The sequence below is a fragment of the Chryseobacterium formosense genome (genome assembly GCF_900116415.1).
In the GTDB taxonomy this organism is placed as follows: Bacteria; Bacteroidota; Bacteroidia; order Flavobacteriales; family Weeksellaceae; genus Chryseobacterium; species Chryseobacterium formosense.
Genome location: NZ_FPAP01000003.1, coordinates 798,502 through 814,044, shown reverse-complemented (window position 1 = coordinate 814,044; position 15,543 = coordinate 798,502). Strand labels below are relative to the sequence as shown.

Sequence of the window (15,543 nt, the reverse complement as noted above, 5' to 3'; positions counted from 1 at the left end):
CGAGAAAATATTAATATTTTAAATAAAGAAATGAAAAAGATAATATTTGCATCTCTTGCCATTTTTTCTGCTTTTCAAGAAGTAAAAGCACAATCTTTGGAGAAAATGACCTGGTTCAACGAACCGCAGCAATGGGAAATAAAAGATAAAAAACTTATAATGAATGTTACTCCACAAAGTGATTACTGGAGAATTTCACATTATGGTTTTACAGTTGATGATGCACCGTTTTATTATTCCACTTACGGCGGTGAATTTGAAGCTAAAGTGAAAATTACAGGCGATTATAAAGCCCGTTTCGATCAAATGGGACTGATGTTGAGAATTGATGAAGAAAATTATATTAAAGCAGGAGTGGAATTTGTTGACGGAAAATTCAATCTCAGTACCGTTGTTACTCATAAAACTAGCGATTGGAGTGTAATTGTTTTGGATAAAACTCCGCCTTTCGTCTGGATAAAAGCGGTTCGGAGATTAGATGCAGTCGAGATTTTCTACTCGTTTGACGACAAAGAATATGTGATGATGAGAAATGCCCATCTGCAGGATAATATTCCGGTGAAGGTAGGTTTTATGGCGGCAAGTCCAGACGGAAACGGTTTCAAGGCCACTTTTGAAAATTTTTCGGTAAAACATCTCCCGGATCAGCGTCGGCTTGAGTGGTTGAAGAAGAACCAGTAAAAAACTGGCTGTCTTAGAAAGGCAGCCAGTTTTCTTATTATAATTAAATTAATCTTTGATAAATTTCTGTACTTCGTAATGATCTTTTAAAAATAATTTAATCATATAAGCTCCTTTGGAAAGCTCAGCAACATTGATTGCGTTTTCTTTCGCTTTTGCAGAAAGTATAATTCTGCCTATAGAATCATAAATTTCAGCTTTAATTATTTCATTTTTAGATTTTATATGAAGAATATCTTTTACCGGGTTTGGATAAATGGATACGGAATTTTTCTCTATCAAATTTTCCGTAGTAGAAAGAACATTCTGAACTGTAGTGGTATAACTATTCGTAATAATCGGATGGTTATAATCAAAGTAAATTTTAGCAAGATTACTGAAGCTGTCACCAATATTTAAAGTGGATTTTGTTTTAATTTTAAATGAAACATAACCATCATTATTTGCATCGTCAAATGGAAGCTGGATGTTTTCAAAAATAAATTCTACAACATTAGGATTGGTAATTCTCGTGACAAAATTGTGACTTGCGTTAAGCGGAATCAAGCTTGATATATCAAATTTTGAAGTATCTAGTTCATCTTTTACGACAATATTTTGCGCATTTGCTGTTCCTGTATTTTCAAATCGGATTAAATAATGAACATAATCTCCAACTTTCGCTTGAGTGATTGCAGTTCCTTCCAAACATGTTTTGTCATTCGGGTCGAAAGAATTTACGACAGTTTGATTGAGCACAAAAATATTATCTGAAGGAGTTTCATCTGTTAATCCATTGATTTGTGTAGAATAATTTAAAATATCACCACCATTCAGAGCCGGAGTTTGAATTGGTGTATTTAATTTGAAATTTAGCGTCATTTCTTTTGTCTCAAATGGTAATAGATTGGTGAAATTCCAGCTTAAAACTCCGGTTGCTTGCGAATTCGGAGCAACAGTGGAACTCAAAAAGTTCATCAGATTATCATTGAAGTTATAAACGATCGTACCTGATTGTGCCGATGTTCCTTTGTTTTTATAGACGATTTTATATTTTGCATCAAAACCCGGACTTGCGGCTGTAACAGGAATAATGAGAACTTCAAGATCATTGTGTGTTCCATTAGCCGTTAAGCAAAAATTTTGCGTTAAAGGACTAGTTTGTGCTGGGAAATTCGCTGTTACACTTGTAGGAGAAATCGTAAAATAGGTTGGGTTTTCTACTATTGGCGTAATTGTATGATTTCCTGATTGAACAGGAATTGAATAATTTCCAGAGGCATTAGCTATTATATTTCCAGAATTAGCACTATTCGTAATTGAGAATTTTTGAAATACTTTTACAGGATCATTGATATCGCAACCATTATTATTGTAATCGTATCTCGTATTTCCTTGTATTGTATAAAAATTTCCTCCGGGAGTGAAAGAACAATATGAGCTTAATACAACATTAGGCTGATTATAAAAATTTACAAGTCCATAGATCATCCCAAGCTCAAAATCATCAACGCAGATGTATTTTAAATTTGGAGTGTTTGAGAATTTGGGTACCGCATTTTGATCATAATTATGCTTGCCGTTCTTAATATTAAAGCTTATAAGATTAGGATTATCTGAAAAATCAAAATAGCCAAGCTGCGTAAGTTGTCCGGCATCAATTGTACTGAACAAATTATTATTAATATATAGACTAGTTAAAATTGGACATTCTCCTAAAGGAATCGTTGTAAGCTGATTATTTTTGGCATTAATCGATAATAAATGATTATTGTTATTTAAATTTAGTGTGGTTAGCAAATTGTTGTTAGATTCTAAGTTCTTTAAATTTGGGAAAACAGAAATATCAAGTGTTCCTAATTGATTCCCAGTACAAGTGAGAATTTGTAAATTTGGAACGTTAGTTGCTGAAAAAGTTGAAACCTGATTATTAGCGAAAGAGATCACTTTCAGATTTGTTAAATTATTTAATGAAAGAGTAGTAAGATTGTTGTTGGCAAGATTAATAGATTCTACATTTGATAATCCTGATATTTGCAGATTTGTTAGATTATTATTCCAAGCAATTAAAGATGTCAGATTACTAAACTGATTAATACCTGTAAGATCAGAAATCCCATTGCCAGGATTGCCACCAATATTTAGTTTATAAACATTCAATGCTTCTGAAACCTGAATCTCGTTATCTCCATTTGTATCAATTACAATAGATTGATTTGAGCTGTTGCTTGCCATTCCATTTGATGTATTTGCGTATAAAAGCCGAGCTTTGAAAATAGGATCCGGAATGTTTATAATTTGTGCTTGAAACACAGAGCATAACAACAAAAAAATTAAATAGTAATTTTTTTTCATAGAAATTATTAGTTTTAAATTCTTTTCAGAGTGAAAAACAAAAATATACCATTAAGAATGAATCTCAATGGTATAATATGTTAAATTATTAAAAACGTATTATTTCTCTATCAAATCCAAAAACTGCTGCTCATCCAAAATCGTAATCGTGCCAATATCCTGAGCTTTTTTCAGCTTGCTTCCTGCTTTTTCACCAACAATAAGATAATTCAGGTTTTTAGAGACGGCAGAAATATTCTTACCGTTGTGCTTTTCAACCATTTCTTCGGCTTGTTCTCTTGTGAAAAGTGATAATTTTCCGGTAAATAAAAACGTTTTTCCTTCCAAAACATTAGATAAAACTTCATTGGTATTTTCTCCTTTTTCGAGCTGAACACCATAAGATTTTAATCTTTCAAGCATTAAAACATTCTCCGAATTATTGAAGAAATCAACAATGCTTACTGCGATTTTCATCCCGATATCTTCAACCTGACAAAGCTCTTCTGCAGTGGCATTTTTTAAATCATCGATTGTGTTGAAGTTTTTAACCAGTTTTTTGGCAACGGTTTCTCCCACGTGTTTAATGCCGATTCCGTATAAAACCTTTTCAAAAGCAATATCTTTCGATTTTTCGATTCCTGAGATGATATTCTGTGCAGATTTTTCAGCCATTCTTTCAAGTGGAAGCAGCTGTTCTTTGGTTAAAGCATAAAAATCGGCAGGATTTTCAATCAGTCTTTCTTTATAAAGCTGTTCGATGGTTTCGCTTCCCAGATTTTCGATGTTTAAAGCTTTTCTCGAAACATAATGAATCATTCTTCCGACAACCTGTGGCGGACAATGCAATTCGTTCGGACAAAAGTGAATCGCCTGATCTTCTACTTTTACCAGCTCAGTTCCGCATTCCGGGCAATTTTTAATGTATTCTAATTCTTTGCTTTCCGGTGTTCTTTTTTCGGTGTTTACGCCAACAATTTTAGGAATAATTTCGCCCCCTTTTTCTACATAAACAAAATCATGCTCATGAAGATCCAGTTTTTTGATAATATCTTCGTTGTGCAGAGAAGCTCTTTTTACTATGGTTCCGGCTAATAAGACCGGTTTCAGATTGGCAACCGGAGTAATCGCTCCCGTTCTTCCGACCTGGTAAGAAACGCTTTGCAACTCGGTTTCCACTTTTTCTGCTTTAAATTTATACGCCATTGCCCAACGAGGAGATTTTGCCGTATAGCCAAGCTGCCTTTGTTGTTTTAATGAGTTTACTTTTAAAACGATTCCGTCAATTTCAAAAGGAAGATTGTGTCTTTCAACATCCCAGAAATTGATGAATTCTTTTATTTCGTCTAAAGTTTTGCACAGTTTTGCCTGATCAGAAATTTTGAATCCCCAGTTTTGAGCCTTATGAAGCAGTTCCCAATGGGTCTCGGCAGGAACTTCCTCTGAAACAAACTGGTAAAGAACCGATGAAAGTCTGCGTTTTCTCACTTCACCGCTATCCTGCATTTTTAAGCTTCCGCTTGCGGTGTTTCTCGGGTTCATGAACGGATCAAGTCCTTCTTCTTCACGAAGCTTATTGATTTTCTCGAAATTTTTTCTCGTCAAATAAATTTCTCCACGCATATAAAATTTCCCAGGAAAATCTCCTGTTAATTTTAATGGAATATCCGAAATGGTACGAACATTTGCGGTAATTTCATCGCCCTGAAATCCGTCGCCACGTGTTACAGCCTGTGCAAGTTTTCCGTTTTCATAAAGAATGGAAATTGAAGCACCGTCATATTTTAATTCGGCAACAAATTCTACGGGCTCATCAATGGTTTTAATAATTCTTTTCTCCCAGTCTTCCAGATCATCAAAATCGTACGAATTATCCAGAGAATACATCCTGAACTGATGCTGAATCGTCGGAAATATTTTGGTGACACCGCCTCCGACACGAATAGTTGGCGAATTATCGTCATGAAATTCGGGATATTGTGCTTCCAGATCCTGAAGTTCCTTTAAAAGAAGATCAAACTCCATATCAGAAATGCTTGGTTCATCCAGCAGATAATAGTTTTCATTATGCTGATGAAGCTCTTTTCTAAGTTGCTCAATTTTATGCTGAATGTTTTCGGACATGGGTTTTCTAACTTTTCAACAAAAATAATAAGTATTGTGGAGAAATGGATGATTAAAATTAAGATTAAATTCAACAAATGTTCAAATTCATTTTAAAGCATCGTCGCAAATCTCTTTTACCTTTGCAGCGAATTGTATAATTATCATTATATTGTTTTAAATTTCAGTTTAAAAAAATAAAATCAAACTTTAACTGGAATTATAATGCAGAAGAATATTTAAAATTATGAAAAAGTTTATCTTAGGGTTTGCAGTTTTAACGACAGCTTTTATGAATGCACAAACTCAAATTATCGCACACAGAGGTTATTTTCAAACCAATCCTCCGACTACAGAAAATTCGATCAAGGCATTGGAAAATGCACAGAAATTAAAAATTTACGGAGCTGAATTCGACGTGAGAATGACGAAAGACGGTGTTTTGGTCATTAATCATGATGAGCATCACGGAAAAATGATTATTGAAGAAACTGATTTCAAAGAATTGGAAAAATTAAAACTGTCGAATGGTGAAAAGTTTCCGACATTAAAAGATTATCTTAAACAAGGAAAGAAAGACAAGTCTTTACAGTTAATCATAGAAATTAAGCCGATTAAATCTCAGGAAAAAGAAAACGAGATCGTAGCGAAAACCATTAAAATGGTAAAAGATATGAAACTTGAGTCTCAAAGTGAATTTATTTCTTTCAGCTTAAATGTTTGTAAGGAGATTAAAAAAGTTGAGCCAAAATTCAAAGTACAATATCTGAATGGAGAATTATCACCGGAACAGATTAAAAATGAAGGTTTGGACGGATTAGATTATCATTACAGTGTTTTCCAGAAAAACCCGACCTGGATTTCGGAGGCAAAAACTTTAGGTTTAATTACCAATTCCTGGACGGTAAATGATGAGAAAGTTTATGAAGAATTAAAATCTCAGGGAATCGGTTTTATTACGACCAATATTCCTGATCAGCTGAAAGGAAAATAATTTTCCCGAAAAATATATTAAAAAATCTGTTTCTTTTGAAGCAGATTTTTTTGTTTAAATAAGAATAATTAACAAAATGCTTTATGCTACAAGTGTAGTGTTATTTATTTTCTCAAGAAAAGACAATAAAGGTATGGTAAAATAAGTCATTTTTTATATTAAAAATGATTCATTCTTTTAAAACCCTGTAGGCTAAAAGTTTATGTATTTCTGTTAATCATAAATTAATATGTGGTTTAAAAATTCTTTAAAATATGTTAAAATCGTATTAAAGCTATGCTCGTCATAGCAGTCTAATTTTGCGCAAACAAAAAATTGTATGCGTAAAGAGACTCAAAAACTGCTTCTATTATCCGTTCTCGGATTAGTCAGCGTCCAGATGGCGGCTCAACAGCAGGTAAAAAAAGATTCGGTAAAAACGATCGATGAAGTTGTGGTAACTGCTTTAGGGATTAAAAGACAGGATAAATCCTTAGGCTATGTTGCTGAAAAAGTAGATTCTGAAATTTTTGAAAATATTCAGAACAACAACTGGGCACAAGGTCTGGAAGGTCGTGTAGCCGGTTTGAAGATTCAGACAGCAGGAGCAGGACCCTTAAGTTCTTCAAGAATTACGTTGAGAGGAGAAAAATCTTTTAATCTTGATGGTAACTATGCTTTGATCGTTGTAGATGGTGTACCGTTGAGCAATTCGACAACAGGAACAGGAACAGCAGCTTATGGAGCAGGAACAGGAGGAGATTTACCAATTGATTTGGGAAATGGTCTGAACAGCATCAATCCTGATGATATTGAATCGGTTACCGTTCTAAAAGGAGCTTCAGCTGCCGCATTATATGGTTCAAGAGCGGCGAACGGAGCTTTAATGGTAACGACAAAATCAGGAAAAAGTAAAAATGGGAGACTTAAAGTTTCATTCAATTCTTCTTTGAGTTTTGATTCTGTTTTAAAATGGCCGGATTATCAATATGAGTACGGTCAGGGAACTTTAGTGAAAAACACGGCAGGGCAATTTTTCTATTCTTACGGGTTATCTGCGGATGGAGTAAGTACGGGTGGAACAAGTAGTGCTTTCGGACCCAAATTCGATGGACAATACTATTTTCAGTACGACCCTAATTTATTGGGACAAAGTGCGGAAAGACAATTGTGGAGACCATATAAAGATAATATAAAAGGTTTTTGGGAAACAGGAGTTACATCTTCAAACAATGTTTCTGTAGAAGGAAGCACAGACAGAACAAGTTTCAGGGCATCACTTTCGTACCTGGATAACAAATGGATGATGCCAAACACAGGTTTTGATCGTTTTAATATGGCATTCTCATTGGATCATAAGGTAACAGATAAATTCAGGGTTTCAACAAAATTCAATTACGCAAATACCAAAAGCGATAACCTCCCTGCAACAGGATACAACAATCAGTCGATTTCTTATTTCATGATTTTCCAGAATCCGAATGTTGATTTGGCTTGGTATAAACCGATCTGGAAACCGGGACAAGAGCAGGTAGATCAGATTCACCCGTTCAGTAGTTTCATAGACAATCCTTATCTGATTGCTTATCAGATGCTCAATGGTGTTGAAAAGAAAATGATCACAGGAAATATTTCCGGAACTTATGATTTTAACAAAAATTTCAGTTTGATGTTAAGATCAGGAATTGAAATGTTGGATGAAGAAAGAACAACACAACGACCTTATAGTTCAGCGAATTACCTTAAAGGTTTTTATAGAGAGCAATATATTAAGAATAATGAATTTAATAATGATTTGCTATTTACCTTCAAAAAAGATTATGGCAAGTTTAATGTAAACGCAAATGCAGGGGCGAGTGTTCGTTACAACGAATATGTAATGACAGATTACCGTGCTGAAGGTCTTAAAGTTGTCGGAGATTACAGTCTGAATAATGCTATTTCTTTAATTACAAAAGTTCCGAGACCAAATGATCAACAGACCAACTCTGTCTACGGTTTGGTAAGTGCAAACTATGATAATTTAGTATTCTTAGATGTTACAGGAAGGAATGATTGGAGCAGCACACTTCCAGTGCAATACAGATCGTTCTTTTATCCTTCTGTGAGCAGTAGCTTTATTCTTTCAGATATTTTTAAATTATCAACTCCAAACTTTAATTATTGGAAATTAAGAGCTTCATGGGCAAAAGTTGGGGTTGCAGGACTTCCGTATCAGTTAGATAAATATTATACACCGAGTGATTTCATAGGTTCTGTTTTAACTCCGGGAACATATCCTAATCCGCTTTTGAAACCTGAAGACAACACCAACATTGAAGCCGGTATGGATTTTTCTGTGCTCAAAAACAGATTAAGCTATAATGTAACGCTTTATCAAAATGATACAGACAATCAGATCATCACAATTCCTACATTATTAGAATCAGGTTATTCAAACAGAATCATCAATGCAGGAAAAGTGAGAAACAGAGGGGTAGAAATGAGCTTAAGTGCAATGCCTTTCAAAACAAAAGATTTTAGCTGGAATATCTCGACCAACTGGACTTTAAACAGAAACGAAATCCTCACTTTACCTGATGAGTTCGCAGGAGAAAACTCGTACACTATTTCTACCGTTGCAGGTGTTTTATATTATAATGCAGTTGTAGGAGGATCTTTAGGAGATTTATATGGTTTCAAACTGTTAAGAAATGAAGCGGGACAGGTAGTTTATGATCAGGCAACCGGACTTCCTGCAAGACCGGATCGTGTGGAAAAAGTTGGCAATGCATTTCCGAAATGGAGAGCTGGTTTTCAAAATGATTTCAAAATCAAAAACTGGCAGATCAGTTTCTCATTTGATGGTCAGTATGGTGGAATGGCTTACTCTCAAACCCATCACAAAATGTCCGAGCAAGGTAAACTTGAGAATACTTTGATGGGAAGAGATAATCAAAGTGGAACAATTGTAGGACAAGGGGTTGTTTTAAATCCTGACGGAACTTACAGCTCTAATACAAAAGCAGTTGGTTTAGCAGCATATTACGGTGATTACTACAGAAGAGCTAATATTGAGACCAATACTTTTGATACTTCATTCATTAAACTGAGAGACGCAAGAATCGCTTACTCATTTTCAAAAGATGTAATCGCTCCTCTAAAGCTTACAGAACTTACTTTAGCTGTTTTTGGTAAAAACCTTTGGATGTGGACGAAGTTTCCAATGTTTGATCCGGAAGTTGCTGCTCTTAATGACTCTACAATTACTCCAGGTGCTGAAATAGGTCAGCTTCCATCGGCAAGAACTGTCGGTTTTCAAGTTAATTTAAAATTCTAAGATCAACCTTATGAAAAAAATATTTTTATCTACCGCAATTGCTCTTTCAGTTTTTAGTATAAATTCTTGCGAAAGAAGCTTTGAAGAGATCAATACAGATACAAGCAAAATAAAACAGCCTTCTGTAGGAAGTTTTTTAGTTCCGATTCAGTATGAAATGGGTTCTTACGGATACAACAGAGCTGACGATTTTACATTTGATATCATGCAGGTTGCTTTAGCTTTTCCAAATGAAGGAAATACGGTAAGCCGCTATTATCTCACAGAAAGTACCGGAAACGGATACTGGAATACAAGCTACAAATGGCTTAAGCAGGTAAAAGAACTTAATGAAGCTGCAAAAAAAGAGAATAATGCCAATTATCTGGCAATATCTAAAGTTCTTAATGCGTGGATTATGGCAAATCTTACCGATGCATTCGGTGATGTTCCGATGACCGAAGCTTTGAGACTTGAAGAAAATATCATGAGGCCGAAGTATGATAGGCAAAAAGATATTTATCTGTTCTTGTTGGATGATCTTAAAGAAGCTAATACATTATTTGATACGACAAAGGCTTTAAGTGAAGGCGACTTATTCTTTCAGGCAAACTCCAATGCTGCAAATATTGTAAAGTGGAAAAAATTCTGCAATTCTCTTTCATTAAGACTTTTGACAAGGATTTTAAAAAGAAACGGAGAAGTAAATGTACATCAGAGAATTACCGACATTGTTAATAACCCGACAACATATCCTATCTTCCAAAATAATGCTGATGGAGTAGTATTGGATATTTCCGGAGTCGCTCCATTAATGCCGCCAATTGCAAGACCACAAGATTTTACGGCTTACAGAGCTTCAGGAGCGTTTTTTACCCAGACTTTAGTTGATAACAACGATCCAAGATTAAGTATGTTTTTTTCTCAGGCAAAAAGTGTAACACCCCCAAATCCGAATATCGGTTACAAAGGAGCTCCGTCTGGCTATGCTTTAGGAACTACATTTGATTATCAGCCTTCCAATCTGAATCAGAATTTAGCAAAAGCACCGCTGAAAATATTGATTATGCCTAATGCAGAACTTCAGTTTATCCTTTCTGAGTTGGCGTTTAAAGGAATTATTCCTGGAAATGCTCAGACTTTCTACGAAAACGGAGTAAAAGCAACCCTTGAACAATGGGGAGCAACAATGCCTGCAAACTATTTTGCTAATCCAAAAGTTGCTTATAACGGAACTTTAGAAAGAATTATGCTTCAGAAATATGTGGGATTATTTTTCGTAGATCATCAGCAGTGGTATGAGCAGAGAAGAACAGGTTTTCCTGTTTTACCCAATAACGGAGGACTCATGAATGATGGAAAGATGCCTCAGAGAATGCCATATCCAACAGTTACAAAAGTTCAGAACTATGAAAACTATGTTACAGCATCTCAAAACATGGGCGGTGATAATATCAACACAAAAATGTGGTGGAACCAATAATTTTTAATCTAAAAAAATATAATTACAATGAAATATAAATTCATCATACCTTCATTACTTATTTCTGCGATGGCCTTTTCGCAAACATCGGTTTCAGGATATGTTTTTGAAGATTTAAATAAAAATCAGAAAAAAGAAAACCGCGAAAAGGGAATTGAAGGAGTCGCTGTTTCGAATGGTGCACAAGTAGTTATAACAGACAAAAGCGGAAAATACAGCTTACCGATTTCCGATGGACAAACGATTTTTGTGATCAAACCATCTGGTTATATGGTTGCATTAAATCAGAATAATTTACCGCAATATTATTATCAGTATAAGCCAAATGGTTCTCCCGCAGATTTTAAATATAAAGGATCCACACCTACAGGAGCGCTTCCGAAGGAATTAAACTTCGCTTTACATAAACAGAACGAAAGCAAAAATTTTGATATTCTGGTTTTTGGAGATCCACAACCTTATACAGAAAAGCAGTTGGACTATTTCAAAAGAGCGATCGTAAACGAAGTGAAATCTACCAAGAAAAATGCCGTGTTCGGGATTAGTTTAGGAGATTTGGTGGGTGATGATCTAAGTTTACAGAAGCCTTATGCAGATGTCATGAAAGAAATTGGTCTTCCTTGGTATAATGTGATGGGAAACCATGACATGAACTATGATGCTAAAGAAGATATGCTTTCAGACGAAACTTTTGAAGCCAATTTTGGTCCGGCAAACTATTCTTTCAACTATGGTAATGTACATTTTATTGTGCTTGATGATATTCTGTATCCGGATCCGAGAGATGGTAAAGGATATTGGGGTGGTTTTAGAGAAGATCAGATGCAGTTTATAGAAAACGATTTAAAACTTGTTGACAAAAATAAACTGATTGTCGTTTCTTTCCATATTCCTTTGGATCATATGAACGAAGATAATTTCAGAAATGCAGATCGTCAGAAATTATTTGATGCATTAACGCCATTCAAAAATGCTTTATTGCTTTCTGCACACACCCACATTCAGCAGCAGATTTTCTACGGAAAAGCTCAGGGATGGAACGGCTCAAAAGATCTTCACGAGTACAACGTAGGGACAACTTGTGGTGATTGGTGGTCTGGAACATCAGACGAAATCGGCTTGCCGACATCTACCATGAGAGACGGTACGGCAAAAGGATATTCTTTTATCAGCTTTAATGATAATCAGTATAAGGTAAAATATAAAACGGCAGGAAAGCCTGAAGATCATCAGATTCAGTTGTATGTGCCAAAAGTAATTCCTTATCCGTCTAAAACTTCGGCAAAAATTTTGGCTAATTTCTTTATGGGAAGTAAAAAAGACAAAGTACAATACAGAATCGACGGCGGAAAATGGGAGGAAATGGAATACATTGAAACCATAGATCCGAATTTTGCAAATTCCGTTTTCAAATGGGATGCTACCGATAAACTTTTCCCGGGAAGAAGACCTTCAAATCCTGAACAGTCAAAACACATCTGGAGCGGAGGTTTTGGCAATAAACTATCTTTAGGCAAACATAAAGTTGAGGTAAAAGCACAGGATATGTATGGAAACGAATTTACAGCTTCTGAAAATTTCGAAGTGCAGGATCAGATCATTATCCCTTAAAATAATTTACTTTTTATATATTACTTTCAGAAACCGGCTTTTAATGAGTCGGTTTCACTTTTTATAACGTCATAAATTATTCAATTGAAATTTCAAATGATAAAAATCTATTAAATAAAGAGAGTTTGAAAAGTTTTAAAAATGATCTTTCGTAAATTTGCACTAAAATATTTTAAAATGAACCTAAAAGGAAAAAATGCGATCATTACAGGTGGCGGTAGAGGCCTTGGAAAAGCTGTAGCTTTGATTTTGGCTAATGAAGGTGTAAATGTAGGAATCACAGGAAGAAATGAAGAGAATTTAAAAATGACCGTTGATGAAATTCAAAGAACAGGAGTAAATGCAGGATATGCAGTTTTTTCTGTCGATAACGAAATTCAGGTAAAAGCAGGAATCGAATCATTGGTAAAACAGCTCGGCGGTGTAGATATTTTAATCAACAATGCAGGAATCGGAGACTTCGGATCGATCGAAGAAATGTCTTCCGAAACCTGGGAACAGGTCATCAAAACCAATCTTTTTGGGGTATATTATGCAGCAAAAGCGGTGTATCCGTTTTTAAAAGAAAAAGGTGAGGGTGATATCGTTAATGTAGCTTCTACAGCTGGTCTAAAAGGTGGTCCGAATATGTCGGCTTATGCGGCTTCAAAAGCAGCAGTTGTTTCATTATCTCAATCAATGATGGCAGAATGGAGAAAACAGAATATTCGTGTAATCACTTTGACGCCGAGTACAATTGCTTCAGATATGTCTATTCAGGGTGGTTTGACAGACGGAAATCCAGATAAAGTTCTTCAGCCGGAAGATTTTGCAGAATGGGTAAGAGATATTCTGAAAATGAACAGAAGAGCTTTAATTGCGAATGGTTCTATATTTTCTACAAATCCTTAATTGGTTTAAAATATAATCAATAAAAGCGGACTTCGGTTCGCTTTTTTATGTATACTATTTTGTCATTCAGAACGAAGCGGAGCGAAGTGAAGAATCTACATTTTATAAATAATCATTCATTATTTTTTAGGATCTATTTCCCGCTTTCCATTACAATCTTTTTTTCAAAAAAGGATTTTCATTGCAATCGGGGATAGGATTTTTGTCTTTCATCTCAATATTGGAGGTGACTTACAATCTTTCTAAATAAAACAAAACAGATTCTTCCTTCGTCAGAATGACATGCTTAGTGTTCTTTACTGAGTATGAACTGAAGATTTACGAACGTAGTTCTTCCTTTGCGAACTTAAAAACGTAAAGTAAATTAAAAAAAACTTTGTGTTCTTTGTGTTTAAAACCATAAATCAAAAAAGTAGTTTTATTTTTGCAACAAATTACTCGCATGCAAAATTATTTAGAATTCGATTTCAGAATTTCTCCGCTTCAGCCCTGGAACGAAATATTAATGGCAGAACTTATCGAGATAGGTTTCGATAGTTTCACGGAAGAGCTGGAAGGTATTTTAGGATATATTCAGAAAGATTTATTTAATGAAGAAGAACTGAAAAATTTACCGCTTTTCCAGAATCAAGAAGTAAAAATTGAATATACTTTTCAGGAAATGCCGAACATCAACTGGAATGAAGAATGGGAAAAAAATTTCGAACCGATTAATATTGATGATAAAGTCTTAATCAGAGCAGAATTCCATCAATCGGTTCCGGGAATGCATGAAATTATCATTCAGCCAAAAATGTCTTTCGGAACAGGGCATCACCCAACAACACATTTAATGATCCAACAAATGATGGATATTGATTTTAACAGTAAAAAAGTGTTGGATATGGGTTGTGGAACGTCGGTTTTGGCAATTTATGCAAAACAAATCGGAGCCGGAGACACAAAAGCTATTGACATTGATGAGTGGTCCGTTGAAAATTCAAAAGAAAATGCCGCAAGAAATGGAGTAGAACTGGATATTGAATTGGGAACTGCTGAAAATTTAGGTGAAGAAAATTATGATATTATTTTAGCCAATATCAATAGAAATATCTTGATTTCAGATATTCCGACTTATGTCTCTGTTTTAAATGAGGGCGGGAAATTATTGCTTTCAGGATTGTGTTTCTTTGATGTTGACGATATTCTTGAGGTTTGTAAAGAAAATAATTTAGAACTCAAAAAGAAATTGCAACGCGAAGAATGGGTAAGCTTATTGCTTGAAAAATAAAATGACCAATTTATTTAACCTGAAATTTAGCCTAAATGTCAATCTTAGCCTCAACCTAAAATTATGAAACCCTTATTCACAATTTTGTTTTTACTCATCGTTCAGATTTTTTCTGCGCAGGAGGAAGATTATGATTACGCTAACGGAGTTTTCCATTTTGAAGAAAATAAAACACAAAAAATATTCACCGATTGGGCGAGAATACGACAGTCTCCTAATGTGAATGCTCAGATTTTAGATTCTTTAAAAACCAATCAATCGATTTTGATTCTTAAAAAAGATGAAACGATTTTGAAGTTAGGAGAAAGAAGAGCGAATTGGTACAAAATATCCTATCAGAAAGGTGATGAGATTTCTGAAGGCTACGTTTGGGGCGGAAATCTTGCTGTGAGTTACAGAAATAAGAACGGATACGATTTTTTGTTTGGTTTAACGAAAACGATTAATAAAAAAGATAAGCAATATCCGGAAATTAATATCCAGCAAAATATTGCAGCCATAAAAGTTGTGGAAGGAAGTACTTTGGTTGATGAGGTTTCTTTCGAGACAGGATCAGGAGAAAGCCTGAGCTACGGAACGTTTAATATTGAAAGTAATCACAAGCTTCAAAACGTGGAATTAACTTTAAAAGCTACCGTTTCTGGTGAAGCTTGCGGAATTGCAAGCTATGATCAATACGTTTTGTTTAAAGATAAAAAACTGATTGCTCTGCCTCAATTGATGAACGTCGGTGATGCTGATGTTTATTATCATTCTGAAGAATTTATTTTCCCAAATGATAAAGGCGGAATTCCCAATGCTTTTATTTTTAAAATGGAAGAAATGGAGAAAGATGACAAAGACCGTGAGAAGAAGAAAAAAGCCTCAAAAACCTATCTTTGGAATGGAAGTTCTTATAAGTTGAAATAAAATTTTAATTA

10 protein-coding genes are annotated in these 15,543 nt (G+C 34.7%); 8 read left to right on the top strand and 2 right to left on the bottom strand.

Annotation, left to right across the window (positions count from 1 at the left end; all coding sequences use genetic code 11):
* Nucleotides 1-30: 30 nt before the first annotated feature.
* Nucleotides 31-681: a DUF1349 domain-containing protein gene (locus BM371_RS15060; protein ID WP_034679400.1), complete on the top strand. Its 651-nt coding sequence runs from the start codon at nt 31-33 to the stop codon at nt 679-681.
* 48 nt (nt 682-729) lie between these two features.
* On the opposite strand, the gene BM371_RS15055 is transcribed toward BM371_RS15060, so the two are convergent.
* Complete coding sequence (locus BM371_RS15055) at nt 730-2,895, bottom strand: DUF7619 domain-containing protein (RefSeq protein WP_165571802.1); 2,166 nt, start codon at nt 2,893-2,895, stop codon at nt 730-732.
* Nucleotides 2,896-3,114: 219 nt separating this feature from the next.
* Nucleotides 3,115-5,118, bottom strand: a complete 2,004-nt coding sequence (gene ligA, locus BM371_RS15050) for an NAD-dependent DNA ligase LigA (RefSeq protein WP_034679402.1) — start codon at nt 5,116-5,118, stop codon at nt 3,115-3,117.
* A 226-nt stretch (nt 5,119-5,344) separates the two neighbouring features.
* On the opposite strand from ligA, the gene BM371_RS15045 reads away from it, so the two are divergent.
* The 7 genes from BM371_RS15045 (at nt 5,345) to BM371_RS15015 (ending at nt 15,532) form a co-directional block, all read left to right on the top strand.
* Nucleotides 5,345-6,091, top strand: a complete 747-nt coding sequence (locus tag BM371_RS15045; protein WP_034679404.1) for a glycerophosphodiester phosphodiesterase family protein — start codon at nt 5,345-5,347, stop codon at nt 6,089-6,091.
* Nucleotides 6,092-6,410: 319 nt separating this feature from the next.
* Nucleotides 6,411-9,389 (top strand): SusC/RagA family TonB-linked outer membrane protein, encoded by a 2,979-nt coding sequence (locus BM371_RS15040; RefSeq protein ID WP_034679406.1) that lies wholly within the window; start codon nt 6,411-6,413, stop codon nt 9,387-9,389.
* A gap of 10 nt (nt 9,390-9,399) precedes the next feature.
* On the top strand, nt 9,400-10,851 hold the full coding sequence (locus BM371_RS15035) for a SusD/RagB family nutrient-binding outer membrane lipoprotein (RefSeq protein ID WP_034679407.1): 1,452 nt from the start codon (nt 9,400-9,402) through the stop codon (nt 10,849-10,851).
* A 27-nt stretch (nt 10,852-10,878) separates the two neighbouring features.
* Nucleotides 10,879-12,462 (top strand): calcineurin-like phosphoesterase C-terminal domain-containing protein, encoded by a 1,584-nt coding sequence (locus BM371_RS15030; protein ID WP_034679408.1) that lies wholly within the window; start codon nt 10,879-10,881, stop codon nt 12,460-12,462.
* 177 nt (nt 12,463-12,639) lie between these two features.
* Nucleotides 12,640-13,353, top strand: coding sequence for a 3-ketoacyl-ACP reductase (locus tag BM371_RS15025; RefSeq protein WP_034679409.1), 714 nt, complete (start codon nt 12,640-12,642; stop codon nt 13,351-13,353).
* A gap of 442 nt (nt 13,354-13,795) precedes the next feature.
* Nucleotides 13,796-14,623 carry a 50S ribosomal protein L11 methyltransferase gene (prmA, locus tag BM371_RS15020; protein ID WP_034679410.1) on the top strand — a complete coding sequence of 276 codons (828 nt, stop codon included), beginning with the start codon at nt 13,796-13,798 and terminating at the stop codon, nt 14,621-14,623.
* A gap of 63 nt (nt 14,624-14,686) precedes the next feature.
* Nucleotides 14,687-15,532 (top strand): SH3 domain-containing protein, encoded by an 846-nt coding sequence (locus BM371_RS15015; protein WP_034679411.1) that lies wholly within the window; start codon nt 14,687-14,689, stop codon nt 15,530-15,532.
* Nucleotides 15,533-15,543 lie beyond the last annotated feature (11 nt).

Coding starts and splice junctions, on each gene's coding strand:
- BM371_RS15025 (WP_034679409.1), top strand. CDS start 12,640: ATGAACCTAAAAGGAAAAAATGCGATCATTACAGGTGGCGGTAGAGGC.
- BM371_RS15035 (WP_034679407.1), top strand. CDS start 9,400: ATGAAAAAAATATTTTTATCTACCGCAATTGCTCTTTCAGTTTTTAGT.
- BM371_RS15060 (WP_034679400.1), top strand. CDS start 31: ATGAAAAAGATAATATTTGCATCTCTTGCCATTTTTTCTGCTTTTCAA.
- BM371_RS15045 (WP_034679404.1), top strand. CDS start 5,345: ATGAAAAAGTTTATCTTAGGGTTTGCAGTTTTAACGACAGCTTTTATG.
- BM371_RS15030 (WP_034679408.1), top strand. CDS start 10,879: ATGAAATATAAATTCATCATACCTTCATTACTTATTTCTGCGATGGCC.
- ligA (WP_034679402.1), bottom strand. CDS start 5,118: ATGTCCGAAAACATTCAGCATAAAATTGAGCAACTTAGAAAAGAGCTT.
- prmA (WP_034679410.1), top strand. CDS start 13,796: ATGCAAAATTATTTAGAATTCGATTTCAGAATTTCTCCGCTTCAGCCC.
- BM371_RS15055 (WP_165571802.1), bottom strand. CDS start 2,895: ATGGCAAGCAACAGCTCAAATCAATCTATTGTAATTGATACAAATGGA.
- BM371_RS15015 (WP_034679411.1), top strand. CDS start 14,687: ATGAAACCCTTATTCACAATTTTGTTTTTACTCATCGTTCAGATTTTT.
- BM371_RS15040 (WP_034679406.1), top strand. CDS start 6,411: ATGCGTAAAGAGACTCAAAAACTGCTTCTATTATCCGTTCTCGGATTA.